Annotated in this window: 24 protein-coding genes and 1 rRNA gene; 10 read left to right on the top strand and 15 right to left on the bottom strand. The window is 73.2% G+C overall.

The annotated features are described in order from the left end of the window. Positions 1 to 80: 80 nt before the first annotated feature. Positions 81 to 2012 carry a serine/threonine-protein kinase gene (locus tag FH609_RS28920; RefSeq protein WP_193318161.1) on the bottom strand — a complete coding sequence of 644 codons (1932 nt, stop codon included), beginning with the start codon at positions 2010 to 2012 and terminating at the stop codon, positions 81 to 83. Then, entirely contained in the window at positions 2012 to 2872 is an 861-nt protein-coding gene (locus tag FH609_RS28915; protein WP_193318141.1) for a menaquinone biosynthetic enzyme MqnA/MqnD family protein, read from the bottom strand. Before FH609_RS28915 ends, FH609_RS28920 begins: the two co-directional genes overlap by 1 nt. Before the next feature lie 232 nt (positions 2873 to 3104). Between FH609_RS28915 and FH609_RS28910 the strand changes: the two genes are divergently transcribed. Further along, positions 3105 to 3308 carry a cold-shock protein gene (locus tag FH609_RS28910; protein WP_097233593.1) on the top strand — a complete coding sequence of 68 codons (204 nt, stop codon included), beginning with the start codon at positions 3105 to 3107 and terminating at the stop codon, positions 3306 to 3308. Between the two features lie 75 nt (positions 3309 to 3383). Here FH609_RS28910 and FH609_RS28905 read toward each other — a convergent pair whose 3' ends face one another. The 8 genes from FH609_RS28905 to FH609_RS28870 all read right to left on the bottom strand — a co-directional run bounded on the left by FH609_RS28905 (position 3384) and on the right by FH609_RS28870 (position 12010). After that, positions 3384 to 5378: an AMP-dependent synthetase/ligase gene (locus FH609_RS28905; RefSeq protein ID WP_139675699.1), complete on the bottom strand. Its 1995-nt coding sequence runs from the start codon at positions 5376 to 5378 to the stop codon at positions 3384 to 3386. A 328-nt stretch (positions 5379 to 5706) separates the two neighbouring features. Further along, a complete protein-coding gene (locus tag FH609_RS28900; RefSeq protein WP_139675697.1) occupies positions 5707 to 6279 on the bottom strand; it encodes an ATP-binding protein in 573 nt (190 codons plus the stop codon). A 336-nt stretch (positions 6280 to 6615) separates the two neighbouring features. After that, positions 6616 to 7998, bottom strand: a complete 1383-nt coding sequence (locus FH609_RS28895) for a dicarboxylate/amino acid:cation symporter (RefSeq protein ID WP_139675695.1) — start codon at positions 7996 to 7998, stop codon at positions 6616 to 6618. 405 nt (positions 7999 to 8403) lie between these two features. Next, entirely contained in the window at positions 8404 to 8907 is a 504-nt protein-coding gene (locus FH609_RS32340; RefSeq protein WP_319789629.1) for a DUF4229 domain-containing protein, read from the bottom strand. Between the two features lie 16 nt (positions 8908 to 8923). Then, a complete protein-coding gene (locus FH609_RS28885) occupies positions 8924 to 9508 on the bottom strand; it encodes a GNAT family N-acetyltransferase (RefSeq protein WP_139675692.1) in 585 nt (194 codons plus the stop codon). Between the two features lie 4 nt (positions 9509 to 9512). After that, complete coding sequence (gene mqnE / locus FH609_RS28880; protein WP_139675690.1) at positions 9513 to 10679, bottom strand: aminofutalosine synthase MqnE; 1167 nt, start codon at positions 10677 to 10679, stop codon at positions 9513 to 9515. Positions 10680 to 10727: 48 nt separating this feature from the next. After that, entirely contained in the window at positions 10728 to 11189 is a 462-nt protein-coding gene (locus FH609_RS28875; protein ID WP_139675703.1) for an Lrp/AsnC family transcriptional regulator, read from the bottom strand. Positions 11190 to 11296: 107 nt separating this feature from the next. Then, on the bottom strand, positions 11297 to 12010 hold the full coding sequence (locus FH609_RS28870) for a UbiX family flavin prenyltransferase (protein WP_139675688.1): 714 nt from the start codon (positions 12008 to 12010) through the stop codon (positions 11297 to 11299). Positions 12011 to 12160: 150 nt separating this feature from the next. Between FH609_RS28870 and FH609_RS28865 the strand changes: the two genes are divergently transcribed. The 3 genes from FH609_RS28865 (at position 12161) to FH609_RS28855 (ending at position 15161) form a co-directional block, all read left to right on the top strand. Next, a complete protein-coding gene (locus FH609_RS28865) occupies positions 12161 to 13459 on the top strand; it encodes a hypothetical protein (protein WP_139675687.1) in 1299 nt (432 codons plus the stop codon). Positions 13460 to 13494: 35 nt separating this feature from the next. Then, positions 13495 to 14148: an O-methyltransferase gene (locus tag FH609_RS28860; protein ID WP_139675685.1), complete on the top strand. Its 654-nt coding sequence runs from the start codon at positions 13495 to 13497 to the stop codon at positions 14146 to 14148. Positions 14149 to 14297: 149 nt separating this feature from the next. Further along, complete coding sequence (locus tag FH609_RS28855) at positions 14298 to 15161, top strand: Fpg/Nei family DNA glycosylase (RefSeq protein ID WP_139675683.1); 864 nt, start codon at positions 14298 to 14300, stop codon at positions 15159 to 15161. A 19-nt stretch (positions 15162 to 15180) separates the two neighbouring features. Here the strand turns inward: FH609_RS28855 and FH609_RS28850 are convergent, their stop codons facing one another. Beyond that, positions 15181 to 16707, bottom strand: coding sequence for a protein kinase domain-containing protein (locus FH609_RS28850; RefSeq protein WP_139675681.1), 1527 nt, complete (start codon positions 16705 to 16707; stop codon positions 15181 to 15183). A gap of 315 nt (positions 16708 to 17022) precedes the next feature. On the opposite strand from FH609_RS28850, the gene FH609_RS28845 reads away from it, so the two are divergent. Next, positions 17023 to 18051: a sigma-70 family RNA polymerase sigma factor gene (locus FH609_RS28845; protein ID WP_139675679.1), complete on the top strand. Its 1029-nt coding sequence runs from the start codon at positions 17023 to 17025 to the stop codon at positions 18049 to 18051. Here the strand turns inward: FH609_RS28845 and FH609_RS28840 are convergent. Together FH609_RS28840 and FH609_RS28835 are read right to left on the bottom strand one after the other, a co-directional pair. Beyond that, entirely contained in the window at positions 17938 to 18279 is a 342-nt protein-coding gene (locus FH609_RS28840) for an STAS domain-containing protein (RefSeq protein WP_193318140.1), read from the bottom strand. The two genes, FH609_RS28845 and FH609_RS28840, sit on opposite strands and share 114 nt — an antisense overlap. Before the next feature lie 67 nt (positions 18280 to 18346). Further along, positions 18347 to 18772: a GNAT family N-acetyltransferase gene (locus FH609_RS28835; protein ID WP_139675675.1), complete on the bottom strand. Its 426-nt coding sequence runs from the start codon at positions 18770 to 18772 to the stop codon at positions 18347 to 18349. Positions 18773 to 19022: 250 nt separating this feature from the next. Between FH609_RS28835 and FH609_RS28830 the strand changes: the two genes are divergently transcribed. The 5 genes from FH609_RS28830 (at position 19023) to FH609_RS32235 (ending at position 25474) form a co-directional block, all read left to right on the top strand. Beyond that, the gene (locus FH609_RS28830; RefSeq protein ID WP_139675673.1) at positions 19023 to 19847 is read left to right on the top strand and encodes a hypothetical protein; all 825 of its coding nucleotides are present in this window, start codon (positions 19023 to 19025) and stop codon (positions 19845 to 19847) included. Continuing rightward, positions 19837 to 21114, top strand: a complete 1278-nt coding sequence (locus FH609_RS28825) for a hypothetical protein (RefSeq protein WP_226962024.1) — start codon at positions 19837 to 19839, stop codon at positions 21112 to 21114. Before FH609_RS28830 ends, FH609_RS28825 begins: the two co-directional genes overlap by 11 nt. Further along, entirely contained in the window at positions 21111 to 22679 is a 1569-nt protein-coding gene (locus FH609_RS28820; protein ID WP_139675670.1) for an SCO6880 family protein, read from the top strand. The genes FH609_RS28825 and FH609_RS28820 overlap by 4 nt, the downstream gene beginning before the upstream one ends. Before the next feature lie 156 nt (positions 22680 to 22835). Beyond that, the gene (locus tag FH609_RS28815; protein ID WP_139675668.1) at positions 22836 to 24245 is read left to right on the top strand and encodes an ATP-binding protein; all 1410 of its coding nucleotides are present in this window, start codon (positions 22836 to 22838) and stop codon (positions 24243 to 24245) included. Between the two features lie 8 nt (positions 24246 to 24253). Then, positions 24254 to 25474: a hypothetical protein gene (locus tag FH609_RS32235; RefSeq protein ID WP_139675666.1), complete on the top strand. Its 1221-nt coding sequence runs from the start codon at positions 24254 to 24256 to the stop codon at positions 25472 to 25474. On the opposite strand, the gene FH609_RS28805 is transcribed toward FH609_RS32235, so the two are convergent. Next, positions 25459 to 25941: a GNAT family N-acetyltransferase gene (locus tag FH609_RS28805; RefSeq protein ID WP_139675664.1), complete on the bottom strand. Its 483-nt coding sequence runs from the start codon at positions 25939 to 25941 to the stop codon at positions 25459 to 25461. The two genes, FH609_RS32235 and FH609_RS28805, sit on opposite strands and share 16 nt — an antisense overlap. A gap of 95 nt (positions 25942 to 26036) precedes the next feature. Further along, positions 26037 to 26153, bottom strand: a 5S ribosomal RNA gene (gene rrf / locus FH609_RS28800). Between the last annotated feature and the right edge of the window lies 1 nt (position 26154).

Genomic DNA, 26154 nt, shown 5'->3' with positions numbered 1-26154 from the left:
TTCCCTCCGACGGTTGCGGTGACCTCACGGCTGCTCCAGCGTACGTCAGGGCCCTCCGCGCCGGCCGGCCGGTCGGCCCGCTAGCCCTCGTCCTCCTCCAGGGAGAGGGAGCCCTCGGTCTGGTTGCCCTCGGCGTAGCCGTTGAACGTCATCTCGCCCTCGCCCGCCGGGCGGAGCACGAACTCGAACGGCTCGGGGACGCAGGTGGCGGACAACGTCGAGTGCTCGGAGTCGAGTTCGGCCTGGAAGGTCAGCTCGTCCTCGGCGACGGCCTTGAGGGTGAGCTGGTCCACGCAGGTGGCCAGGCCGATCGCGTCCGTGGAGGAGGCGGTGCCCACCCGCTCGCCGACCCGCCCCTCGGAGACCTCGACGATCATGGTGCCGACCGAGAGCCCGCTCATCCGGATGTCGCCGGTCCACTTGCCGACGTACTGCTGCGGCACGGCCTGGGGGTCCGGCTCGTCCTCGCCGCCGCGCAGCAGGAACGCGGCCGTGCCGGCGCCGGCCAGCAGCAGCACCGCGAGCACCACGGCGAGCACGGCGCCGCGCGAGCGCCGCCGGCGCGGGGGCGGCTCCGCCTCGCCGGAGCCGTTCCGCGGCGCGGGGACCGGCGCGCCGAACGTGCCGGCCTGCGGCACGGCCGGACCGGCCGTGTCGGCCGGTCCGGACGTGCCGGATGTTCCGGGCGGGGCGGACGCACCGAAGGGCGCGGATGGCCCGGACGTGCCGAAGGGTGCGGAAATCCTGGATGTTTCGGACAGTTCGGATGTCCCCGATGACCCGGACGGCCCCGACGTTCCGAAGGGTGCGGGCGTTCCAGGCGTTCCCGACGGCCCAAGGGGTCCGGATGTCCCCGACGGGCCCGACGTTCCGGCTGGCCCGAACGTCCCCGACGGCCCGGACGTTTCCGACGGCGCGCCGAACGTTCCCGACGGCGTCGCGTGCGCCCCCGGCGCGGGAGGCGTCGCCGGCCCGGCCGGCGCGTGGGGCGCCGGCGGGGTCTGGTCCCCGCCGTCCCGCCCCGCGCCGCCCCGGCGCGGGGCGTCCGTGGCCACCCGGGGATCGGGGAACGCGTCCCGGGGACCGGCCCGGCCGGCGGCCGGGCCGCCCGCGTCGAGGTCGAGCAGCCCCACCGCCAGCCGGCTGACCTCCTCCACCAGCGGCCCCGGCAGCCACCCCGGGCCCACCAGGCTGGCCGCGTTCGCCTCCCCCGCGCAGGCCCGCGCGACCTCGACCGGCCGCGGCCGGTCGTCGGGACGCTTCGCCAGGCAGGCCGCGACCAGCGGGCGCAACGCCTCGGGCACCGCGTCGAGTTCGGGCGGCTCGTGCACCACCCGGTACAGCAGCTGGGCCACCCCGCTGCCGGGGAACGGCGGCCGGCCGCCGGCGGCGAAGGCCAGCACCGCGCCGAACGAGAACACGTCGGTCGCCGGCCCCAGCTCCTCGCCGAGCGCCTGCTCGGGCGACATGTAGCCGGGCGAGCCCACCGAGACGCCGGTGGTGGTCAGCTGGGTGGTGGCGCCGGCCTCGGTGGCCCTGGCTATGCCGAAGTCGATCAGCCGGGGCCCGTCCAGCGCCAGCAGCACGTTCGACGGCTTGACGTCCCGGTGCACCAGGCCCCGCGCGTGGACCGCCGCGAGCCCCTCGGCCAGCCCGGCGCCCAGGGCACGCGCCGCGCGCTCCGGCAGCGGGCCGTGCGCGGCCACCGCGCGCGCCAGGTCGGGGCCGGCCACATAGCCGGTGGCCACCCACGGCACCTCGGCCTCCGGGTCGGCGTCCAGCACCGGCGCCGTCCACTCGCCGCCGACCAGCCGGGCGGCGGCCACCTCCCGCGCGAACCTGGTCCGAAACCGCTGCTCGGCCGCGATGTGCGAATGCACCAGCTTGACCGCCACGGTCCGCCCGCCGGCGCTGCGCCCCAGGTAGACCCGGCCCATCCCGCCGCGCCCCAGCCGCCCCAGCAGCCGGTAGGCGCCGACCGAGGTCGGGTCGTCCGGCGTCAACGGCTCCATCAGCGCGGCTCCGGGGCGGGCAGCGGCTCCAGCGGAGCCAGGTCCAGGGCGTCCTCGGCGCCGACCCGGCGCGCGAACTCGGCGACCCCGGCCAACTGCCGTTCGCCCAGCCGGAAGTCGAGGGTGGTGAAGTACCGTTCCAGCACCGAGGCGTCGAAGTCCTCCCATCGCGCGGCCTGCTCGGCGACCTTGGCGACCTCGGTCAGCGACAGGTCACGGGAGGAGAGGAAGGCGCGGTGCACCTCGCGCACCATCTCCGGGTGCTCGGCGAGATAGGCGCGCCGCACGCACCAGACGGCGAAGACGAACGGCAGCCCGGTCCACGCGTGCCACATCGCGCCCAGATCGTGGACCTCAAGGCCCAGCCGGGGTGCGTCGTGCAGCGAGGCCCGCAGCGCGGCGTCGCCGATCAGCACGCCGGCGTCCGCCTCCCGCATCATCAGGCCCAGGTCGGGCGGGCAGGTGTAGTAGTCGGGCGCGACGCCGTACGCGTCGGACAGCAGCAGCCGGGCCAGCCGCACCGAGGTGCGGGAGGTGGAGCCCAGCGCGACGCGGGCGCCGTCGAGCCGGTCCAGCGGCACCTGGGAGACGATCACGCAGGACATCACCGGGCCGTCGCAGCCCACCGCGATGTCGGAGAGCGGGACCAGCTCGTCGGCGTGCCTGAGGTAGTCCATGAGGGAGACGGGCCCGAGGTCCAGCTCCCCGGCGACCAGCCGCTCACCCAGCCGCTCCGGCGTGTCCTTGGCCAGCTCCAGGTCCAGCAGACTGCCCGTCCTGGCGAGCCCCCAGTAGAGGGGGAGGCAGTTGAGGAACTGGATGTGTCCGACACGAGGGCGACCTGGGTGGTGTGTAGTCACCTTAGGGAGGGTACGCCTGAGACCGTGCGAGCCAACGTTCAGGGACAGGACCACCCGATGGGTGATCTCTGCCCTTCCGGGCGTGCACACCCCGTGCTAGGCTCGCGCCGAGTTGCAGTTTGGTTTCCCTTGCAGTACGAGCCTGCGGAGCATGTGACCGCGGGCTTTCGTCGTTTTCAGGCTTCATGCAGGTTCTGGAGCAGGGCGACCCTTTTAGGCCCAGGGAGGGCTTATGGCTACCGGGACCGTCAAGTGGTTCAACGCCGAGAAGGGCTTTGGTTTCATCGCCCAGGATGGCGGCGGCCCTGATGTCTTCGTCCACTACTCCGCTATCAACGCCACCGGTTTCCGTTCTCTTGAGGAGAGCCAGACCGTGACTTTCGATGTCACCCAGGGTCCGAAGGGTCCTCAGGCTGAGAACGTCAGCGTGGTCTGAACGCCCGATTCTTCGGCGTACAACACGAGAAGCCCCTGTCCGCTGGCAGGGGCTTCTTAGCTTTTTCCGGGTTCCTCACTCCCTGGCGATGTCCCCGGCGATCTCCCCCGCCGCCTCCCCGGCCGGGTACAGCTCGTCGAGGACGTCCGCGTAGTCGTGGAGGACCGCCGAGCGGCGGACCTTGAGGGACGGGGTCAGCTGTCCCGCGTCGACGGTGAAGTCCTGCGGCAGCACCCGGAAGCGCCGGATGGGCCCGCCCTCGGGGACGGCCCGCTCGGCGGCGGCCACCGCCTCGCCGATGTCGGCCAGCAGCGCGGGGTCGTCCACCAGCCGGGAGACCGGGGTCCTGGGCCGGTCGTGGAGGGTGCGCCAGTGCGCCAGCCCTTCGGGATCGAGGGTGATCAGGGCGGTCAGGTACGGGAGTTGGTCGCCGACCACCAGGCAGTGCCCGACCAGCGGGTGGGCCCGCAGAGCCTCCTCGACGGGCTCGGGCGGCACGGTCCTGCCGTCCGCCGTGATGATCAGGTCCTTCTGCCGCCCGATCACCGTCAGATGCCCGTCCTCGTCCAGGGCGCCCAGGTCGCCGGTGGCGAACCAGCCCTCGGCGTCGGTGCCGGGCACCACCCGCCCGTACTCGCCGTCCCAGTAGCCGGCGAAGACCTGGGGCCCGCGCACCAGCACCTCGCCGCTCCTGGCGATCCGCACGGCGGTGCCGGGCAGCGGCAGGCCGACGGTGCCGAGCCGGCCGGCGCCCGGCGCGTTGACGGTGGCGGCGGCCGAGGTCTCGGTGAGGCCGTAGCCCTCGTGGACGCCGACCCCGATGCCCTCGAAGAAGGTCGCCAGCCGGCGGCTCAACGGCGCGCCCCCGCACACCACATGGCGCAGCCGGCCGCCGAGCCGCTCCCTGATCCCGCGGTAGACCAGCGGCTCGTAGAGCGAGCGCGCGGCCCGCAGCCCCATGCCCGGCCGGCCGTCGTCCTCGGCGGCCCGTTCGCCGCCGGCCCGGTCGCCGGCGGCGCCGAAGCGGCGGGCGATCCGCGCCGCCCGATCGAAGGCGCTGCCCCGTCCCGCGGTCTCCGCGCTGGCCCGGGCGGCGTTGAAAACCTTTTCCAGCAGATGCGGCACCGCGAAGAGGAACGAGGGGCGGAACGCGGCGAGGTCGGCCGTCAGCTCGGCGGCGGCCGGGTTCGAGGCGTGCCCCAGTCGCACCCGGGCCCGCACGCAGGCCAACGCGGCGACCCGGCCCAGCACATGGGCCATCGGGAGGAACAACAGGGTGCTGGGCGGCTCCTGTTCGGGCTGCTCCGGGTCGGGTTCGGGGTGGAAGACCGGGGCGAACAGCTCGATGGCGGCGTCGAGTTCGGCCATCAGGTTGCCGTGGGTGAGCACGCAGCCCTTGATCAGCCCGGTGGTGCCCGAGGTGTAGACGAGGGTGGCGGCGTGGTGCGGGGCGAGGCGTTCCCGGTTCTCGATCACGACCCGGTCGGGCAACTGCCGCCCTGCGGTGGCGATCTGGCCGAGCACGCCGCCCTGGCCGGCGCCCAGCGCGGTCAGCTGCCAGACGTGTTCGACGCCGGCCAGTTCCTGGCGGACGGCGCTCAGCCGGCGCGCCTCCTCGGCGCCCTCCACGACGCAGGCCCGCGCGCCCGAGTCGTGCAGCATCCAACTCAGTTGCTCCGCCGACGACTCGGGGTAGATCGGCACGGTGACCAGTCCGGCGGCCCAGGCGGCGAAGTCCAGCAGGGTCCACTCGTAGCGGGTGCGGGACATCACGGCCAGCCGGTCGCCGGGGCGCAGTCCGTGCGCGACCAGGCCCTTGGCGAGCGAGGTCACCTCCTCGGCGAACGCGGCGGCGGTGACATCCCGCCAACTCCCGTCCGTGGCACGGCGGCTGAGAAGCGGCCGGTCCGGGGTGGCCAGCGCGTTGACATAGGGGATGTCGGCCAGGCTGCCCCGCTCCGGCGGGGGCCCCAGGGGCGGGGTGGCCACGGCCACCACCCTCCCGTTCACCCGGTGCAACTCTGGCGTGAATCTGCGCGTCGCTGTGGTCTCCAGCGGGGCGTGCGGCATCGCGGTCCTCCCGTCACCGCCCTGGGCAGGGCGGAGTGGGTGCATTCTGCCGCGCCTTCGGACGCGCTGACCGGGGGTTTCACCGATCCGCCACGGGCGGGGGCGGGTTCGCCCGGTTCGTTCCCCCGGATGTCAACTCCCCACGGTGCGACGGGCGTCACATCCGGAACGCCGGTTGTCCTCTTGCGAGTCGGGGCGTGCTCACGTCAGAGTTCTGACCATACGGCACTCCCGCCGTCGAGCCGCTCCGGCGGGTGTGCCGTCTCACCCCGGGTGCTACTGTCCGTCACCGCACGGGAGTTGGGCGCGGCCTGTTTCCGACGGAGCGTCAACTTCCGCTTGTGAAGCGAGTTTCGGCCGACCTCTCCCGTTCCTCCGCGAGATCGAAACGGCAGAAGACGCTCTTGCCGCCCTGGTCGGCCGGCGCCCACCAGGTGGCGTCGGCCAGGCTCTGCACGATGAACAGGCCCCGGCCGCCCTCGGCCAGCAGGGCGTCCTCGGAGCCGGTCGAGGGGTCGACGGGGTCGCCGGCCGGGAGGGTCGGCGGCGTGGAGTCCTCGTCCGAGACCTCGACGAACAGCGAGCGCGGCCAGTAGCGGAACGCGACCACCACCCGCCGCTCGCCCGCGAGTTGGACCCGGCGTCCGTCGGGAGTCGCGTGGTGGATCGCGTTGCCCACCAGCTCGGAGACGCACAGCTCCACGTCGTCGGCGAGGCCGGCCAGCCCCCACTCGCCCAGCACATGGCGCGCGGTGTGCCGGGCCGCCGCCGGGGTGTCGGGGTAGTCGGCGACCAGGGCGATCGAACGGAAGCGGTAGCTGCCGGACAGCACGGCCGGCTCGCGGACCGCGGGGGGCGGCGCGACCAGGCGCGGCGTTCCTCTCATCTCCGGCGACGTCATGGTCTCCCCCCTCGATCGGCCGGCTCGATGACGTGCGGGCGACGGACGCCCATCGGAACCAGTTCGGTTATCAACCAGTCAAGAGGGGACAGACCCCTTGAGGGAACGAGCACAAGGGGGTTCACACACACATCGGGGGGGTTCACGTGATGCATGGGATGGCCGGGCGTGCTCCCCCGGGGCGCACGCCGCGCGACGCCCGCGCCGGGCGGTACAACCAGCGAACCGGCCCGCGCGACAACCTGCGGACCAGCCCGCGAAACGGCCCGCGAAACGGCCCCGGCCGGCACAACGAGCGTGCCGGCCGGGGCCGTTGGGGTCGCGGGGCCGGGCCGGTCAGGCGGTGGCCTCCCTGGCCCGGGGCGGCTGCGGCGGGTTCCGCCGGCCGGCCTCCGCGGGCTCGACATCCGCGTCGTTGATCTCGAAGCTGGTCGCCGAGTCGTACGCCTCCCGGTCCAGGATGCCCTCGCGGGCGGCCACGATCACCGGCACGGTGGCCTGGCCGGCGACGTTGGTCGCGGTGCGGATCATGTCCAGGATCGGGTCGATGGCCAGCAGCAGACCCACGCCCTCCAGGGGCAGGCCCAGCGTGGAGAGGGTCAGCGTGGTCATCACCGTGGCGCCGGTGAGCCCGGCCGTGGCCGCCGAGCCGATCACCGAGACGAAGGCGATCAGCACGTAGTCCTGCGCGCCCAGGCTGACGCCGAAGATCTCCGCCACGAAGATCGCCGCCAGCGCCGGGTAGATCGCGGCGCAGCCGTCCATCTTGGTGGTGGCGCCGAACGGGACGGCGAAGGACGTGTACTCCTTGGGCACGCCCAGGCGCTCGGTGACCTTCTGGGTGACCGGCAGCGTGCCGACCGAGGAGCGGGAGACGAACGCCAGCTGGATCGCCGGCCAGGCGCCCCGGAAGAACTGGAGCGGGTTGGCCTTGGCGACCAGCCACAGCAGCAGCGGGTAGACGCCGAACAGCACCAGCAGCGAGCCGACGTAGACGTCGATGGTGAACGTCGCGTAGTCGCTCAGCAGGTCCCAGCCGTACTGGTCGATGGCCCGGCCGATCAGGCCCACCGTGCCCAGCGGCGCGAGCCGGATGATCCACCACAGCACCTTCTGGAGCAGGGTCAGCGTGGTCTCGCCGAAGGTGATCAGCGGCAGCGCCCGCTCGCCCAGCTTCAGCGCGGCCACGCCCACGGCGGCGGCGATGAACACGATCTGGAGCACGTTGAGTTCGGTGAACGGGGTGATCACGTCGGTCGGGACGATCCCGGTCAGGAAGTCCAGCCAGGAGCCCTTGCTGTCCGGCACGAACCCGTCGGCCGGCGTCAGGTCGGAGCCCGAGCCGGGGTTGGTGACCAGCCCGATGGTCAGGCCGATGGCCACCGCGATCAGCGAGGTGATCAGGAACCAGAGCAGGGTCTGGGCCGCGAGCCTGGCGGCGTTGGAGACCTTGCGGAGGTTGGTGATCGAGACCGCGATGGCGAAGAACACCAGCGGCCCGACCGCCAGCCGCAGCAGCTGGACGAAGATGCCGCCGATCTCGTCGAGGGTCCGGCTCAGCCAGTCGACGGACCACTCACGGGCCACCCAGCCGAGCACCACGCCGAGGACGAGGCCGGCCAGGATCTGCGCCCAGAACGGCGGCAGGGATATGCGTCGCCGCTGCGGCGGCGCGGGGGAAGCGGAGGGCGAGGGCTCCGCAGGGGACGAGGAGGACACAGGAACACTCCGGTCGGGAATGAAGGGGGGATCGGGACGACGAACGGGCCCGGATCGGGCCGCGCACAGCAGCCGCCCCCCACCGGGGGCGGGCTCGGGTCGTGCCGGGGCGCCGAACTCTCGGGGGTACGAAGGTGTCAGCGACAGGCCGCGGTGAGGCAGCGGCAGAGATCGATGTGCAGGCGCGCGACAAGCGGAACGCTCACCAGAGGAGCGGGCGCGGCTGCGGTCTTCATGCGGTGCACGGTAGCACCCCTCCCTCGACGCGTCATGGCCGTGGACAGCGTTCGACGGCCCGCCGGCCTCGCTCGGGTCCGCCGCCCCACGTCAACGCCCCACCGGGGAACGGGATTCCACGGCGGGGCGTCGGTTCGGTCACAGTCGGGGCGAGGCCCTGATCGCCGCTCAGGCGACGTCGTCCTCCATGCCCTGGTTGGCGGTCAGCTTCGCCTTGGCCCGCTCCACGCGGGGCGCGAGCTGCTGGGACATCTGGTCCCGCTGGCCGCGCAGCAGCACCAGGCTGATGGGGGCCGAGACCACCAGCGAGAGCATCACCAGCCACAGCGGGTTGGCGGTGCCGAAGGACTCGGGCACGACGCCGACATAGGCGAGCACCGCGATGACCACGAAGCAGCCGGCGAAGACCGCGAAGCGGAGGGCGGTGTAGCGCAGCGTCGCCGTCCGGGTGGAGACGGCTGCGGCGCTGCCGGTGTCGGCGGTCATCGGTGCCTCCCTGTCGTCGTGCTCGTCCTGGTCGTGCCGGCTGTCCCGGTCGTTCCGGCCGTGCTCGTCGGGGCCCGCGTCCGGGCGCCGCTGCTCCGGCACCTCGTCCGCGCGCTCGTCCGCGCGCTCGGCCTGGGGTTCGGCCGCGCGGCCGGCCCGTTTCTCGCGCTGGTCGCCCTTGGGCATCTCGGTCTCCTCCGCCTCAACCCAGGGGAAGCCACAGGGTGATGTCGTCCCGGAACTCGTTCTCCCCGACCCGGATCGCGTTCGGCACCCGGCCCACCTCCTGGTAGCCGCAGGAGGCGTAGAAGCGCTCCAGGCCGAGCCCGCCACGGCAGGTCAGCCGCAGCCCGGTGACCTCGGGGTCGATGGCGCGGGCCGCCGAGGCGGCCGCCGCCATCAGCTCGCGGCCGGCGCCGCGCCCCTGCCAGTCGGGGTGCACCATCACGGTGCTCAGCCACAGCCAGTGCCGCATCAGCCGGTGCGTGTTGCGGCGCAGGAACGCGGTGGCGATGGGCTGGCCCCGGTCGTTGGCGCCGATCAGCAGCCGGGTGGTGCCCTCGGCCATGCCGACCAGGTGCTGGCGCAGCGCGGGGCGCACCTCCTCCGGGGTGACCGTGGGCACGAAGCCCACGGCGCCGCCGGCGTTGGTCACGTCGGCCCACAGCACGGCGATCGCCTCGGACAGCTCGACGGTGGGCGCCGGGTCGAGCACGAAGTGCGGCCAGCCCTCGCGGGGGCCGCGCGGCGCCGGCGTGGTGGGGGGTGCGGTCGCGGTCTCGCTCATGGCCTCACGCCCGCATCGGCTGGGGGGACTCGCGGCGGGCCGGGTCCGGGCCCTCGTACTCGGTGACCACCTCGTAGCGGGTGTTGCGCTCGACGGGCCGGAACCCGGCGTCCCTGATCAGCTCCAGCAGGTCGTCCCTGGTGAGCTTGTCGGGGGTGCCGAAGGCGTCCGCGTCGTGCGTGATCTTGTACTCGACGACCGAGCCGTCCATGTCGTCGGCGCCGTGCTGGAGCGCGAGCTGGGCGGTCTGCACGCCGTGCATCACCCAGAAGACCTTGACGTGCGGCACGTTGTCGAACAGCAGCCGGGAGACGGCGAAGGTGCGCAGCGCCTCGGCGCCGGAGGCCATGGTCGTCCTGGCCTGGAGCCGGTTGCGGATCTTGCCGTCCTTCATGTCCACGAAGTCGTGCTGGTAGCGCAGCGGGATGAAGACCTGGAACCCGCCGGTCTCGTCCTGGAGTTCGCGCAGCCGCAGCACGTGGTCGACCCGGTGCCGGCGCTCCTCGATGTGGCCGTAGAGCATGGTGCAGGGCGTCTTCAGGCCCTTGGCGTGCGCCAGCCGGTGGATGCGGGACCAGTCCTCCCAGTGGGTGGCGTGGTCGACGATGTGCTGCCTGACCTCCCAGTCGAAGATCTCCGCGCCGCCGCCGGTGAGCGACTCCAGGCCGGCATCGATCAACTCGTCGAGGATCTCGGACGCGGACAGCCCCGAGATGGTCTCGAAGTGGTGGATCTCGGTCGCGGTGAACGCCTTGAGCGAGACCTGCTCCGGCAGCGCCTCCTTGAGCGCCCGCAGCGACCTCGGGTAGTAGCGCCACGGCAGCGTCGGGTGGAGCCCGTTGACGATGTGCAGCTCGGTGAGGCCGTCGCCCTCCATCGCGCGGGCGAGCCGGACCGCCTCCTCGATGCGCATCGTGTAGGCGTCCTTCTCGCCCGGCTTGCGCTGGAACGAGCAGTAGGCGCACGAGGCCGTGCACACGTTGGTCATGTTCAGATGGCGGTTGACGTTGAAGTAGACGACGTCGCCGTTCTTCCGGGTCCGCACCTCGTGGGCGAGGCCGCCCAGCCAGGCCAGGTCGTCCGACTCGTAGAGGGCGATGCCGTCCTCCCGGGAGAGTCGCTCCCCGGAGAGCGCCTTCTCCTCCAGCTCCCGCTTGAGCCCCGCGTCCATAGCCCTGCCTCCCGGGTGCGGTCGTCCGTCTGTGCGCCTCCTCAGAGGCTACGCCTCCTCGTCCTGCGGCAGCTGACCGACCCTGTTCTCCCACTTCGTGGAGAGCACGAGGCTCGAACGCGTCCTGGAGACGCCCCTGGTGCGGGAGAGCCGGCGGATGGTCCGCTCCAGGCCGTCCACGTCGGTGGCCCTGACCTTGAGCATGTAGGAGTCGTCGCCCGCGATGAACCAGCAGTCCTCGATCTCCGCCAGCTCCCGCAGCCGGTCGGCGACCTCCTCGTGGTCCACGGCGTCCGACAGCTGCACCCCGATCAGCGCGGTGACGCCCAGGCCCAGCTTCTTCGCGTCCACGGTGGCGCGGTAGCCGGTGATCACCCCGGCCGCCTCCAGGCGGTTGATCCGGTCGGTGACGCTCGGCCCCGACAGCCCGACCAGACGGCCCAACTCGGCATACGAGGCGCGGCCGTTCTCCCGCAGCGCCTGGATGAGCTGCCTGTCCGTCGCGTCCATCGTCGCGAAGCCCTCCTCGTTGCCCGACACGTGCCGCGCGTTCCCGGTGATCCCCGGAGTTACCGGTCGATCGCACAGACGAATCTAAGGCATGGGCCCCCCGTCACCTACGAGTGCCCGGCCGAACGGGCGGCGTCCCCCAACTCCCCGCGCCAGCGCCGGTAGAGCGCGTGCTCCACGCCGAGGGCGTCCAGCGCCCGCCCGGCGACGAAGTCCACCAGCCCCTGAATGTCGCCGGCCCCCGCGTAGAACGCGGGCGAGGCCGGCAGCACCACGGCGCCCGCCTCGTCCAGCGCCACCAGCTGCCGCAGCGTCGGCCCGTTCAGCGGGGTCTCCCGCACCACCACCACCAGCGGGCGACGCTCCTTGAGCGTCACGGCGGCCGCTCGCTGCAACAGGTCCTTCGACAGGCCCAGCGCGACCCCGGCCACCGAGGCCGTGGACGCCGGCACGATCACCATCCCGCGCGCCGGATACGAGCCCGACGAGGGGCCGGCCGCCAGGTCGCCCGCCGACCAGTACCGCACCCGGGACAGCTCCGGCGCGAACGCCCCCGGCGTCCCGTCGGCGCCGCGCGTCAACCACGCGGCCAGGTCCGCCTCCCAGTGCCCGTCCCGGAACGACACCCCCGTCTCGTCCCGCAACGTCAGCCGCGCCGCCCGGCTCACCACCAGGTCGACGGACTCCCCCGCCGCCAGCAGCCCCCGCAGCACCGCCGCCGCGTACGGCGTCCCCGAGGCGCCCGAGACGCCCACCACCCAGGGCCGGCGCCCTCGTTCGTCGCCCGGCCGTCCCGGGGCCCCCGGTCTCGCTCGCTCCATGGCGTCGAGGCTAGCCGCCGCCTCCGACAGCCGCCCCGGCCGAGCCGCCTCACCACGGTCGGCATCTTGTCCTACAGGCAACGAGCTGCTTACCGGACGGTGACGCGTCGGCCACAGACGGCGCCCCGGCGAACGTTCCACCACGCGGCCATGGACACTGGACGCCGAGGCCACCGCCGGCTGGTGCCTCCCGCCCTTGCCCCCTCGGACAGGAGTGCCGACATCAACGACCGCACCCGCACCCGCACCCGCCTGCGGCGGATCGCCGCGCTGGGCGGCGTCGCGCTGCTCGCCACCGGCAGCGCCGCCTGCCAGGTCGCCGAGAGCGCGGGCGCGGGGTTCGCCGTCTCCGACGCCATCGACGAGCTGCTGTCCCGCGAGGCCCTGACCGTCGGCGCCACCCTGGACGCCGGGCCCGACGAGATCTACGCCTATCTGACCCGGGCGGCCGAGTCCCGCGCGGCCGAGGCCTCCTCGGCCGAGGAGGGCGGCGGCGACGCGGAGGCCGAGCCGCCCACCCTGGACGAGGCGCGGCTGCTGTCCGACCTGGAGCTGACCTTCTCGGTGGGCGACCCCGAGGAGGAGACCCTGATGCGGGACCTCGCCCCCGAGGACCCGCGCAACAGCTCGCTGACGGTCAACTTCGGCGGCCGGGACGTCCTGGGCCTCAAGCAGGTCGAGGACACCACCTATCTGCGGGTCGGCGCCGAGGCCATCGTCGAGGACGTCTACGGCGGCGACGAGGCGACCGTGGCCAGGGCCGAGCGCTTCGCCCAGGACGCGGGACAGCTCCCCGAGTCCCTGGCGGACACCGCGACCGGCCTGGCCGGCGACTGGGTCGAGGTCGACCCGTACCAGTACCCGGCCTACGCCGACGCGCTCGCCGAGCACGGCGGCGTCGCCCCGGAGACCGCCCACGACCTCGCCGCCACCGTCGAGGACGGCGACGCGCTGCTCCAGCCGCAGCGCCAGTGGGACGTGGTCGGGCAGCTGCGGAACGCCCTGGAGGACGGTGCCACCACCCACCACGAGGGCGAGTCGCGCGGCGCGGAACGCGTCGCCCTGCGCATGACCGCCGACCAGGCGCGGTCCGCGCTCGGCCCGCTGCTCAACCTCCTCGACGAGCAGGTCACCCGCTACGACCTGCCGCCGGTCATCGGCGAGCCGGCGCCGGCGGACGCCGAGGTCGAGGCCGAACTGGCCATCCGCAACGGCGTGCTGGCCGAGGCCACCTTCGACCTGGGCCAGCTCGACGGCGGCGACGCCGGCTCCCTCCCGCTGCGGCTCTCGCTGGCCGGCGGCGCCGCGCTCTCGCTGAGCGCCCCGGAGTCCGCCGGGCCCGTCAGCCCCGAGGACCTCACCGTGGCGCTGCTCTACCTGCGGGTCCGCGAGGAGCAGCGGATCGAGGACGAGGACCGCGCCGACCTGCCGGGGCCGATGCAGCCCTGACGCTCCCGGGAGCGGCCCGGCGTAGGGTGCGGACCATGAGCCTCGACATAGTCAACCCGGCGTTGAACGACTACCTGTTGGCCCACGCCACCCCGGCCGACGAGGTGCTGCGCGACCTGGCCGCCGAGACCGCCGCCGCCCTGCCCGAGCACCTGAGTATGCAGATCAGCCAGGACGAGGGCGCCCTGCTGACGCTGCTGACCCGGCTGGTGGGCGCCCGGCGCGCGCTGGAGGTCGGCACGTTCACCGGCTACTCGTCGATCTCCATCGCCCGGGGCCTGGCCCCCGGCGGCACCCTGCTGGCCTGCGACGTCAGCGAGGAGTGGACGTCGATCGCGCGCCGCTACTGGGAGCGCGCCGGGCTGGCCGACCGCATCGAGCTGCGGCTCGGCCCGGCCGTCGACACCCTCAAGGCGCTGCCCGACGAGGAGGCGTTCGACCTCGCCTTCATCGACGCGGATAAGGTCAGCTACCCGGTCTACTACGAGGAGACGCTGCGCCGGCTGCGCCCCGGCGGGCTGATCCTGCTGGACAACACGCTGCGCTCGGGCCGGGTCGTCGACCCCGAGGCGCAGGAGCCGGCCGACCGCGCGATCCGGGAGATCAACGACATCGTCGCCGCCGACCCGCGCGTGGAGTCCGTGCTGCTGCCGCTCCGCGACGGCCTCACCCTGGCTCGCAAGGTCTGAGTTCGCCGAACTCGCCCGGACCCGACCGTTCCAGCACGGTCTCGACCGTTCCAGCACGGTCTCGACCGTTCCAGCACGGTCTCGACCGTTCCGGGACGGCCCCGACCGTTCCGGGACCGTTTCCGGTGACCGGTCCTATCCTGGAGGTCATGCCCGAGCTTCCCGAGGTCGCCGCCCTGCGGGGCTTCCTCACCGAACACCTGGTGGGGCGGACGGTCGCCGGCGTCGTGCCCGTCGCGTTCCACGTGCTGAAGACCTACGACCCGCCGCTCGGCGCGGCCGTCGGCCGGCCCGTGACCGCCGTCGCCCGGCACGGCAAGTTCCTCGACCTCGTCATCGACGAGGAGCTGCACCTGGTGATCCACCTCGCCCGCGCCGGCTGGCTGCGCTGGCAGGACACCCAGCCGACCGCGCCGCCCCGCCCCGGCAAGGGCCCGCTGGCGCTGCGCCTCACCCTGGCCGACGGGTCGGGATTCGACCTCACCGAGGCCGGCACCCAGAAGCGGCTGGCCGTCTACTGCGTTCGCGACCCCGCCGAGGTCCCCGGCGTCGCCCGCCTCGGCCCCGACCCGCTCGCTGACTCGTTCACCGAGGCCGACCTCGCCGCCGTGCTGCGCGGCGAGAACCGGCAGCTCAAGGGCGTGCTGCGGGACCAGAGCGTGCTCGCCGGCATCGGCAACGCCTACTCCGACGAGATCCTGCACGCCGCCCGGATGTCCCCGTTCCAGCTCGCCAACCGGCTCGACGCGGACGACGCCGCGCGCCTCCACCGCGCGCTGCGCGCCACCCTCACCGAGGCCGTGGAGCGCGCCGGCGGGCTGGCCGCCGGCCGGCTCAAGGCCGAGAAGAAGAACGGCCTGCGGGTGCACGGCAGAACCGGCGAGCCCTGCCCGGTCTGCGGCGACACCATCCGGCAGGTCGCCTACCGCGACTCCTCGCTCCAGTACTGCCCGACCTGCCAGACCGGCGGCCGCCCGCTGGCCGACCGGCGCCTCTCCCGCCTGCTGAAGTGACCCCGGCCCGGACGCGCCCTCAGGCCTCGGCCTCCACCAGCACCCCGTGCGACTCGGCGATCTCCGCCAGCCCGCCGGGGAACCCCACGCTGCTCGCCGAGAACAGCCAGCCGTCGTCGTCCCGCACCAGCTCGCCCACCGTCAGGCCGGTCACCCCGGCCGGGCCGCTCGGGAAGCCGTAACAGAGCAGCTCGGTGCCGTTCGCCGCGTCCAGCAGCCGCAGATGCGGCTGGTTGACCGAGGCCAGATCCCGACCGCCGGCCGACTCCTCGTGCAGCGACAGCGCGAACACCACCCGCCGCGCCCCCTCGGCCAGCGCCGGCAGCCGCACCGTGAACAGCGCCTCCGGGTCCTCCCCGGCCAGCGTCACCCCGACCCCGGCCGGCTCCGGGTTGTTGTAGAAGACGAAGTGCTCGTCCGACAGCACCCGCCCCTCGCCGTCCACCACCAGCGCGCTGGCGTCCACGTCCATCCCGTCCACCACCCGCCAGTCCACGCCCACGGTGAACGTCTCCGCCTCCGGCAGCACGTCGCTCAGCCGCATCCGCTGCCCGGTCGCCAACGGCAACCGCCCGCCGTCCGGATGCGGGCAGCTGGCCAGCAGCACCGACCGGGGATCGACCCGCGTCGGCTCGTACCCCATCGCCGCCGCCACCGGCCGCTCCGGCAGCGCGACCGTCGCCGCCGCCGCGCTCAACGACAGCTCCCGCAGCCGGTCAGCGACCTCGCTCGCCGACCCGGGCCGCGCCTCGGGCCGCTTCTCCAACAGCGACAGGATCAGCCGGTCCCACGCCGCCGGCACCCCCGCCCTGCGCTCGCTCGGCGGCAGCGGCTCGCTCTCCATCTGCTGCCGCAGCAACTGGTACAACGAGGGGCCGCTGAACGGCGGCTGCCCCGTGACCAGCGCGTACAGCACACAGCCCGTCGAGTACAGGTCGCTGCGGAACCCCACGGCCCCGCCCTCGATCTGCTCAGGCGACATATAGGAAGGGGTGCCCACCACCACCCCGGTCGACGTCAGCCGCGCGTGGTCCGTGGAGTCCGCCAGCACCGCCGCGATCCCGAAGTCCAGCACCCGCGCCAGCCCGTCGGGGCCCACCATCACGTTGGCCGGCTTCAGATCCCGGTGCACCACGCCCGAGTCGTGCGCCACCGCCAGCGCCCGGCACATCTGCTCACCCCACCGCGCCACCTCCATCAGCGGCGGCAGCTCCGAGGCCAGCACGGCCTCCAACGACCGCCCGTGCAGCCGCTCCATCACCAGATAGAGCACCGACTGCCCCAACTCCTCGTCGCCGAACGTCGTCTCGCCCACGTCGTGCACGGTCACGATGAACGGGCTGGACAGCCCGGCCAGCAGCTTCGCCTCCCGCTCGAACCGCTCCCTGGCCCGCGGATCGCGCCCCACCGCCGAACTCCCCACCACCTTGACCGCGACATGCCGCTCCAGCCGCAGGTCCAACGCCTCCCAGACGGTCCCCATGGCGCCCTCGCCCAGCTGCCGCCCCAGCCGGTACCGCCCGTCGATGATCCGCTCCCGCGCCACCACGCACCCCCTGCCAGTTCCCCGGCCTCATCCCGGTCAGCCTGCCGAAAGCACCACTACCGCTACTGTATTCGGCGGTCACCGCCCCGGCCCACGGCCGACGGGCCCCACGTCCGGCTCCCACGGCGGCCCGGTGCGGAACGCGGGCGACGACCCGCCTGGACGTCCGCTCCGCCGCAGGTCACCGGCCTGCCGCCGCGACAAACCCGCCGTTGTCAGTGCCCCTGGCTACGCTGACCCCAGATTGAGCGGCGTCGGCCCGCACACCGCGCGAGCGGCGGCCGGAGCCGGGACCCGAGCAGCCAGGAGCCCGACATGAGCACACCCGAGCAGACCCAGGACAGCCCCGGCGGCCTCGCCACGGCGCCCCGGCCCACCGAACGCGAACTGGAGCAGTACCGCCGCGAGTTGACCGGCTACTGCTACCGGATGCTCGGCTCCGCCTTCGAGGCCGAGGACGCCGTGCAGGACACCATGGTCCGCGCCTGGCGCTCCCTGGACCGCTTCGAGGGCCGCTCCTCGCTGCGCTCCTGGCTCTACCGCATCGCCACCAACGTCTGCCTCACCATGCTCAGCGGCGCCGGCCGCCGTGCCCGCCCCATGGACCTCACCGAGTCCCAGCCCACCGCCTCGGCGCGGCTGGGCGCCCCCCTTCCCGAGACCGCCTGGATCGAACCCATGCCAGACGCCAGCGCCGTCCCCGGCCCCGACGAGCACGCCGAGACCCGCGAGTCCATCCGGCTCGCCTTCGTCGCCGCGCTCCAGCACCTGGCGCCCCGCCAGCGCGCCGTGCTGATCCTCCGAGAGGTCCTCAGCTGGCGCGCCGCCGAGGTCGCCGAGCTGCTCGACACCACCGTCGCCTCGGTCAACAGCGCCCTCCAGCGCGCCCGCGCCACCCTCGCCAACACCGGGGTCACCGAGACCGGCCCCAGCGAGCCGCTCTCCGACGAGCACAAGGCGCTGCTGACGCGCTATCTGGACGCCTTCGAGCGCTACGACATGGACGCCCTCACGACCCTCCTCGCCGAGGACGCCACGCTCTCCATGCCGCCCTACGACCTGTGGATGCGCGGCCCGTCCGACATAGCCGACTGGATGCTCGGCCACGGCAGGGACTGCCGGGGCTCCCGCCTGGTGCCCACCCAGGCCAACGGCTGCGGCGCCTTCGGCCAGTACCGGATCGACCCCGAGGGCGGCTGGCGGCCCTGGGCCCTCCAGGTCATCGAGATCTCAGACGGGCGGGTCACGGGAATCAACTCGTTCCTTGACACCGAGCGCCTCTTCCCGCTCTTCGGCCTCCCCGACCACCTGCCCCAGACCGAGCCAGCCGAGGAGGCCGAGTAGTCGCTCGTCCAGGCCCTCGAACCGCAGCTCGCAGTCGAGCCGCCGCGCGGTCAACCGCAGCCGGGTCACCGCCTGCAACGCGTCGGCGCCCGGGCCACCCAACCGCCTCGCGTCCACGGTGACCACCCGGGCGCCCCGCTCACGCACCAGCGCCGCCAACCGCTCGCACAACCCCGGCACCTCCGCGCGCCGCACCGGGCCCTCGACCACGAACTCCACATCGCCCATCTCCGGTCTCCCTTCACACCAACAAGGACCGGCCCCACAGGCGGAACTCATCGTGCCCCGGCCACCCTCAGCCCGACAGCGGCTTCACCCACCGCTCCCAATCGGCCTGCGGGCCATAGCCGTTGGCCGCCCACGCCCGGTGCGCCAGCGCGTTCCGCCGCAGCACCATCGCGTCGGCGCGCCGCCCGCCCAGCGCCAGGAAGCGCCGCTCCGCCGCGTCCAGCAGCAGCGTCGCCACCCCCCGCCGCCGCCACTCCGGCGCCACCGCCAGCCGGTACAGATGGCAGCGCCACCCGTCGAATCCGGCGATCACCGTACCCACCAACTCCCCCTCGCACTCGGCCAGAAGCAGCGCCTCGGGGTCCCGAGCCACCAGACCTGCCACCCCCGCCACGTCGTCGCTGACGCTCGCCCCCTCCGCCGCCAGCCGCCAGAACGCCAGCACCCGTTCCACATCGCCCGGCCCCGCGGGCCGCACACGCGTCTCGTCCATGCCCCCATCCCAACAACCCCGCGCGGCCCCGACCAGCGCATTCCACCCCGTGCGCCGCTCGCTCCCCGGCCACCCCACCGCCCGACCGCCGGCGCCCCACCCCGCGCCCCGACGCCCCATCAGCCGCCGGCGGCCCACGACTTGCCCTCCCCGGGAGATCAACTCCGCTGTGAGGGGGCGGAACGTCAGTGGAGGGCGCTAACGTCATGTGAGGAGGGAATAGACTCGCTGCTGTTGAGGGGGCGCGAACATGAGTTACGGCGACGACTACGACGACGCACGCGCCGGCAACGTCCCCGCCCAGACGAGAACGCACCTGCCCGAGGACCCCTCCACCCGCCCCCGCCGGCCCCCGGCCTCCCCGGGGCGCAGCATGGTCACCATCGTCGCCGTCGTCGTCCTCCTCGTGGCCGCCATCGTCTTCGCCAACCAGGCCCGCGACGACGACGGCGAGTCCTCCGGCGACGACGCGCCCCAGGCCCAGGCCGACCCCACCTCCCCCACCGGCGAACTCCCCGTCGACGGCGCCACCAACGGCATCCCCTCCGGCTTCCCCCAGACCGAACAGGGCGCCCAGAGCGCCGCCGCCAACTACGCGGTCGCCCTCGGCGGCACGGGCATGTTCAACCCGACCCAGCGGGCGGAGATCGTGGCGACGGTCAGCTCCGCCGAGACCCGCGACGACCTGCTCGCCTCCTACGACGCCGACTACGGCCCCCAGCTGAACGAGACCATCGGCCTGGACGCCAACGGCGTCGCCCCCGAGGGCAGCACCTTCGTGAACCGCACCCTCCCCGTCGGCAGCACCGTCGGGTCCTACTCCGACACCACCGCCGAGGTGTCCGTCTGGTGCGCCGGCCTTTTCGGCGTCGCCGGCCTCGACTCGCGGAACCCGGTGCGCACCAGCTGGTTCACCATGCACCTGACCCTGACCTGGGAGGGCTCGGACTGGAAGGTGGTCACCACCGAACAGTCCGAGGGCCCGACCCCGGTCAACGGCGACAACCGGATCTCCGGCGCCGAGGAGATCGCCGAAGCGGTCGAGGAATTCGGGGGGTTCACCTATGCGCGCTGACCCACGGCGGTATCTGACCGCACTGCTCCTGGGCCCCGCCGCCCTGTTCGCCGCCGGCCTCGCGACCGCGCCCCGCGCCCGGGCCGCCGAGGACGACAACCCCGACTGCGAGCTGATCTCCGGCCCCGCCAGGGACTACTGCGAGGGCGAGGGCGGCACCGGCGAGAACTCCGAAGGCGGCGGCGGCACCAACCTCAACGACTCGCTCGACCCCCTCTCCTCCCTCGCCCGGGGCTGCGCCGACGCCGCCGCCTGGATCGTCAACGAGCTGTCCGACCTGGTCTCCGCCACCACCAACGTCGACTTCGCCAACGCCGCGTTCCTCCGCCAGTACGCCGTCGTCTTCGCCGCCTCCACCGTCCTCACCCTGGTGCTGTGGCTGCTCGCCATCGTCAAGCGCGCCATCCGGGGCGTCCCCCTGACCACCGCGCTCTCCGAGGCCATCGGCTTCCTCTGGCTCACCGTGATGGCCTCCGCCTTCACCCCCCTCATCCTCTACGTCGTGGTCTCCGCGACCGACGGCGTCACCGACGCCATCGTCGCCGGCACCGGCGACAACTCCGACGCGTTCTTCGGGGACTTCGCCGCCGCGCTGGAGTCCGGCGAGGAGATCGGCGGCGGCCCCATCATGCTGATCGTGGTCTCCCTGATCTCCATCCTGGCCGCCGGCGTCCTCGCCATCGAACTGGTCATCAGGGCCGCCATGCTCTACGTCGGCGCCCTGCTCGGCACCGCCGTCTACGCGGGCCTCGTCGACAAGAACCTCTGGAGCCACGTCCGCCGCTGGGCCGGCATCATGATCGCGATCATCCTCATCAAGCCGGTCATCGTGATCGTTCTCGGCCTCGCCGCCGCCCTCACCACAGCCGACGGCCCAACCGCCACCTCCGCGATCATCTCCGGCCTCGCCATCATCCTGCTGGCGATCTTCGCCTCCGCCATGATCTACCGCTTCGTCCCCGGCTTCGGCGACGAGATCGTCAACCACCGCGCCATGCGCCAGGACACCTCAAGCCGCGCCGCCAAGGCCGCCATCTCCAGCCCCGCCACCATGCTGCGCCAGGGCATGAGCACCCATGGCACCCGCGAGGGCGGCGGCGGAGGCGGCGGGCAGGCCACCGGCGGACAGGGCGGCGCCCGCCCCACCAACCCGCTGGCCGGCGGCGTCGCCGCGCACGGTACCCGTTCCGGCCAGACGGGGTCATCATCGTCCTCGGAAGCAGGCAACCGCCGGGCCACTCCAGGGAATCGAGGGGATAGCCGGTGACCGCCCCACCGCAGACGCTCACCCGCCGCCGCACCTACCTCATCGGCCGCGCCCGCCCGCAGGCCATCGTCGGCCGGAACCGCGAGACCGGCGAGATCGCGCTCATCGTCGTCGGCGCGTTCCTCGGCATGATGAGCGGCCTCCTCATCCCGGTGCTGAGCGTCCGCATCGTCGGCCTGGTCGGCTTCCCGATGCTCGCCCTGTCCGCCGTCTACGTCCCCTACAACGGCCGCACGTTCTACAGGTGGTTCGAGATCAACCGTTCCTTCCGCCGCCTCCAGCGCCGGGGCGCCACATACCGTTCCACCGCCCCCGAGGCGGGCACCCTGATCGACGGCCGCGAGATCGAGATCGGCACACCCCCCGGCGTCGGCCGGGTGCACTGGCTGACCGCGCCCTTCGGCCCCGACGAGCTGGCCGTGCTGCTGCACACCGACCGCCGCACCATCACCACCGCCATCGAGATCGAGGGCCCCGGCGTCGGCCTGCGGGACAGCGAGGACCAGGAGGCCCTCGTCGAACGCTTCGGCACCCTGCTCAAGCACGTCGCCAACGGCGACGGCCATGTCACCCGCCTCCAGATGCTCGCCCGCACCCTGCCCGCCGACCCGGACGCCCACGCCAACGACGTCCGCGAGCGCGGCGACCAGCGGGCCCCCGCCTGGATTCAGGACTCCTACGACCAGCTCCAGTCGATGGTCTCCACCTCCAGCGAGCAGCACCGCGCCTACCTCGTCGCCTGTATGCACCACTCGCGCGAGCTGAGCAACGAGGCCAACTCGATCGTCAAGGCAGCCAGGACGCAACGCAACCAGGGCGGCCAGGGCCGACGCCGGATGTCCCAGGACGAGGCCCTCGCGATCGTGATGGCACGCGAACTGACCGACATCTGCGCACGGTTGACCGAAGCCGACATCAGGGTCCGCCAGCCCCTCGGCGAGGCGCGGCTGTCCTCCCTGATCCACTCCATGTACGACCCCGACCACCCGATCGACCACATCCAGGCCATGTCCAAGCGCAACGCCTGGCCCGCCGAGCTGGACGCCAGGGAGCCGACCTACCTCCAGGCCAAGACCCGCGAGTCCGACACCCGCGCCCCCTGGTGCCACGCCACCGCCTGGATCAAGGAGTGGCCGCTCACGCCCGTCGGCGTCAACTTCCTCGCCCCGCTGCTCGTTCACACCCCCGACGTGATCCGCACCGTGGCCGTCTGCATGGACCTGGAGCCCACCGAACTGGCCATCGAGCGGATGCTCACCGAGAAGACCAACGACGAGGCCGAGGCGTCCCGCGCCGCCAAGATGAACCGCACCGTCGACCCCCGCGACGTCGCCGCCCACAGCCGCGTCGACCAGCGCGGCGACGACCTGGCCTCCGGCGCCGCCGGCGTCAACCTCGTCGGCTACCTCACGGTCTCCTCGCCCAGCCCCGAGGCCCTCGCCCGCGACAAGCGCACCATCCGCGCCTCGGCCGGGAAGTCCTACCTCAAGCTCGAATGGTGCGACCGCGAACACCACCGCGCCTTCGTCAACACCCTCCCCTTCGCGACCGGGATCAGGCGATGACCACGCACGCCCCCTCCGGAACACCGGCCCCGACGAGACGCACCCGATGAACGCCCCACGATGAACGCCCTCCGATGACCACCGCCGACCCCGACCACCACCCCGACGAACCCGCCGCCGACCACGGCGGGTCCGCACGGTGAAGGAGGTGCCGCCATGCCCCCCCGCGACCCCCTGACCGCCCTCACGGAGGCGTTCACCAGCCTGCTCTTCGGCAGAACGGAGAGCACCCGGCTCCCGGTGCGCACCTCGACCGGCCAGGCCCAGGCCGTCTACCTGCCCACCGCCGCCCCCGGCCTCGGCGACTCCGGCGTGATCATCGGCCGCGAGGTGTACTCCGGCAAGGGCTACATCTACGACCCCTTCCAGCTCTACGGCCAGCAGCTGCCGGCCCCCCACTGGCTGGTCCTCGGCGAGTCCGGCAACGGCAAGTCCGCCCTGGAGAAGACCTACGTCCTGCGCCAACTCCGGTTCCGCGACCGGCAGGTCGTCGTGCTCGACGCCCAGGGCGAGGACGGCGTCGGCGAGTGGAACCTGATCGCCCAACAGCTCGGCATCACCCCGATCCGGCTCGACCCGATGGCCGCCCTCGACGGCGACATCCGGCTCAACCCGCTGGACCCGGCGATCACCACCACCGGCCAACTGGCCCTGCTCCGCACCATCATCGAGGTCGCCCTCGGCCGCCCCCTCGACGAACGCTCCGGCTTCGCCCTCAAGGTCGCCCACGCCTACGTCAACCAGACGATGGTGGACCGCCAGCCCATCCTCACCGACATCGTCGAACGCCTCCGCCACCCCATGCCCGAGGCCGCCGACGCCATGAACGTCGCCCTGGAGGACGTCCGCGCCTGGGGCCTCGACGTCGCCCTGGTCCTCGACCGCCTCGTCGACGGCGACCTGCGCGGCATGTTCGACGGCCCCACCACCGTCGGCATCGACCTCGACGCCCCGCTCATCGTCTTCGACCTCTCCCACATCGACCGCAACTCCATCGCCATGCCGATCCTCATGGCCATCGTCGGCATCTGGCTGGAGCACACCTGGATCAGGCCCGACCGCCGCAAGCGGATCTTCCTCGTCGAGGAGGCCTGGCACATCATCAACTCCCCCTCGGTCGCCCAACTCTTCCAGCGGCTGCTGAAGTTCGGCCGCCGCCTCGGCCTCTCCTTCGTCGCCGTGGTCCACCACCTCTCCGACGTGGTGGACGGCGCGGCCGCCAAGGAGGCCGCCGCCATCCTCAAGATGGCCTCGACGCGCACCATCTACGCCCAGAAGACCGACGAGGCCAGAGCCACCGGACAGGTCCTCGGCCTGCCCCGCTGGGCCGTCGAGATCATCCCCACCCTCACCCCCGGCATGGCCGTCTGGGACGTCAACGGCAACGTCCAGGTCGTCAAGCACCTGGTCACCGAGGCCGAACGCCCCCTGGTCTTCACCGACCGCGCCATGACCGAGTCGGCCAGCGCCCTCGCGGAACGGGAGCCGGAGGAGGTCGACGACCTCTTCGAAGCGGAGACGGAGGCCCGGGTGATGTCCTTCGAGAAGCGACAGGGAGTCGGGTAGGCAACGCCATGTCCCAGGACCCCCAGCCCACCGGACCCCGGCCCCCGGCCGGCCCCGGCCGACGCGGCGGCGGCGTGCCCGACGCGCTGCTCCTCGGCGTGCTGGGGCTGCTCGTCGGCCTCGCCGTGCTCACCTGGACGGCCACCGGCCTCGGCGGCTGGTTCCGCCACGGCGCCTGGCCCGAGGGCGTCACCTTCCCCCGCACCGGGCCCGCCCTACGCGGCCTGCTGACCGAGCCCAGCGACATCGCCGGCGCCTGGAGCCGGGCCGACCCGGCGACCCTGCCGAGCGCGACGCTGGTCTGGACCCTGTTCTTCGCCCAACTGGTGCTGCTCTTCAGCCTCGTGCTGTGGATCGCGATCCGCGTCACCACCTGGCGCGCCCGACGCGCCGCCCGCCGGATCGTCGAGGCCACCCCGCCCGAGCCCACGCCCGAGCCCCAACCGGCCGCCGCCGAGGCCCCGTTGACACCGTTGACGCCGTCGACCCCGCTGACGCAGCCCGCCCGGGAGTCCCCGCCGCCGCCCGCCGCCGACCCGGTCGGCGAGGTCCTGGACGCCCCGGAGGGCCTGGTGGTCGTCGACCCCGACGGCAGCCTGTGGACCAAGACCGCCAGGCAACGCGGCCGGCGCGGCCCCGTCCACGTCTACGACCCCGGCCACCACACCGAGGCGCCGGTCCGCCTCCGCTGGGCCCCGCAGCGCGACTGCGCCGACATGGCGCGGGCCCGCCGCACGGCCGCGCGCCTGCTGGGGCCGGTCCGCCCGAGCGAGCCGATCTTCCAACTCGACGCCGAGACCGCCGAAACCCTGCTGCGCTGCTGCCTCCACGCCGCCGCCCTCGCCGGCGAGCCGTTCCAGCAGATCCACCGCTGGGCCCACGGCCGCTCCCTCGGCGAGCCCGGCCGCATCCTGCGCACCCACCCGCAGGCGGCGGGCGGCGCGGTGATGGAGCTGGAGAGCGCCCTCACCTCCCACCCCGGCCGCAGGGACGCGGCCCTCAAGCTGGTCGGCGACGCGCTGCGCCCCCTCGAACAGGTGCACATCCGCCAGTCCTGCTCCCCCGGCCGGGTCGACGCCCTGGCCCTGGACAACCTGACCAACGAGGGCGGCACCCTCTATGTGATCGGCGAGGCACGCGACACGGCCGGCCTGCGCGCGGCCCTGGTGGACGCGGTGACGGAGGCCCAGCCGGGCCTCGCGGTGGTCGGCGGTCAGTCGCCCCGGTAGGCCAGCTCGTAGGCGACCAGCGTGGGGTCCCTGGGGTCGGGCGCCGAGGCGCCGGTGGGCTGGAACCCGAGGTTCGCGTAGAACCGGGCGGCCCGCGCGTTGTTCTGGTGGACCCTCAGCCGCACCTCCCGGCCGCCGGCGCCCTCGATGGCCGCCCGCATCAGCCGCGCTGCCAGTCCCGTTCCCCGGTGCTCGGGGGCGATATAGACGCCCACCACCTCGACATGGGCCTCGACGGTGAGCAACCCCACCATGCCGACCCACTTTCCGTCGGCGGTCTCGCCGACGAAAATCGGACGCTCACCGTCCGAGGCCCGCCGTTGCCAGTCCTCCTGGCCGAGCCGCACGGCCTTCTCATAGGGCTCGAAGAAGGCCAGGTGCGCCACCGGATCGCTCAGCGCCGCCAGCCTCAGCTCCCGCAGCCGCTCCCAGTCCTCGCGCCCGACCCGCCGCACCCGGTACGTCATGCGGCGATGCTGCCACCCGGGGAATTCCAGCGCAACAAAAAAGAGTGGGTCCTGTCGGAATCGGAATTCCAACAGGACCCACTCTGTCAATAATTGTCCGGCGGTGTCCTACTCTCCCACACGGTCCCCCATGCAGTACCATCGGCGCTGGAAAGCTTAGCTTCCGGGTTCGGAATGTAACCGGGCGTTTCCTTCCCGCCATGACCACCGGAA

This window comes from Streptomyces sp. 3MP-14, from assembly GCF_006334905.2.
In the GTDB taxonomy this organism is placed as follows: domain Bacteria; phylum Actinomycetota; class Actinomycetes; order Streptomycetales; family Streptomycetaceae; genus Streptomyces; species Streptomyces triticirhizae.
This window is presented reverse-complemented; position numbering and strand designations above follow the sequence as displayed.

What these genes read in the sequence shown, in the direction of transcription:
- FH609_RS28920 (WP_193318161.1), bottom strand. Translation starts at nt 2,012, where the DNA reads ATGGAGCCGTTGACGCCGGACGACCCGACCTCGGTCGGCGCCTACCGG.
- FH609_RS28910 (WP_097233593.1), top strand. Translation starts at nt 3,105, where the DNA reads ATGGCTACCGGGACCGTCAAGTGGTTCAACGCCGAGAAGGGCTTTGGT.
- FH609_RS28905 (WP_139675699.1), bottom strand. Translation starts at nt 5,378, where the DNA reads ATGCCGCACGCCCCGCTGGAGACCACAGCGACGCGCAGATTCACGCCA.
- FH609_RS28900 (WP_139675697.1), bottom strand. Translation starts at nt 6,279, where the DNA reads ATGACGTCGCCGGAGATGAGAGGAACGCCGCGCCTGGTCGCGCCGCCC.
- FH609_RS32340 (WP_319789629.1), bottom strand. Translation starts at nt 8,907, where the DNA reads ATGCCCAAGGGCGACCAGCGCGAGAAACGGGCCGGCCGCGCGGCCGAA.
- FH609_RS28885 (WP_139675692.1), bottom strand. Translation starts at nt 9,508, where the DNA reads ATGAGCGAGACCGCGACCGCACCCCCCACCACGCCGGCGCCGCGCGGC.
- mqnE (WP_139675690.1), bottom strand. Translation starts at nt 10,679, where the DNA reads ATGGACGCGGGGCTCAAGCGGGAGCTGGAGGAGAAGGCGCTCTCCGGG.
- FH609_RS28875 (WP_139675703.1), bottom strand. Translation starts at nt 11,189, where the DNA reads ATGGACGCGACGGACAGGCAGCTCATCCAGGCGCTGCGGGAGAACGGC.
- FH609_RS28870 (WP_139675688.1), bottom strand. Translation starts at nt 12,010, where the DNA reads ATGGAGCGAGCGAGACCGGGGGCCCCGGGACGGCCGGGCGACGAACGA.
- FH609_RS28865 (WP_139675687.1), top strand. Translation starts at nt 12,161, where the DNA reads ATGGACACTGGACGCCGAGGCCACCGCCGGCTGGTGCCTCCCGCCCTT.
- FH609_RS28860 (WP_139675685.1), top strand. Translation starts at nt 13,495, where the DNA reads ATGAGCCTCGACATAGTCAACCCGGCGTTGAACGACTACCTGTTGGCC.
- FH609_RS28855 (WP_139675683.1), top strand. Translation starts at nt 14,298, where the DNA reads ATGCCCGAGCTTCCCGAGGTCGCCGCCCTGCGGGGCTTCCTCACCGAA.
- FH609_RS28845 (WP_139675679.1), top strand. Translation starts at nt 17,023, where the DNA reads ATGAGCACACCCGAGCAGACCCAGGACAGCCCCGGCGGCCTCGCCACG.
- FH609_RS28840 (WP_193318140.1), bottom strand. Translation starts at nt 18,279, where the DNA reads ATGGGCGATGTGGAGTTCGTGGTCGAGGGCCCGGTGCGGCGCGCGGAG.
- FH609_RS28835 (WP_139675675.1), bottom strand. Translation starts at nt 18,772, where the DNA reads ATGGACGAGACGCGTGTGCGGCCCGCGGGGCCGGGCGATGTGGAACGG.
- FH609_RS28830 (WP_139675673.1), top strand. Translation starts at nt 19,023, where the DNA reads ATGAGTTACGGCGACGACTACGACGACGCACGCGCCGGCAACGTCCCC.
- FH609_RS28825 (WP_226962024.1), top strand. Translation starts at nt 19,837, where the DNA reads ATGCGCGCTGACCCACGGCGGTATCTGACCGCACTGCTCCTGGGCCCC.
- FH609_RS28815 (WP_139675668.1), top strand. Translation starts at nt 22,836, where the DNA reads ATGCCCCCCCGCGACCCCCTGACCGCCCTCACGGAGGCGTTCACCAGC.
- FH609_RS32235 (WP_139675666.1), top strand. Translation starts at nt 24,254, where the DNA reads ATGTCCCAGGACCCCCAGCCCACCGGACCCCGGCCCCCGGCCGGCCCC.
- FH609_RS28805 (WP_139675664.1), bottom strand. Translation starts at nt 25,941, where the DNA reads ATGACGTACCGGGTGCGGCGGGTCGGGCGCGAGGACTGGGAGCGGCTG.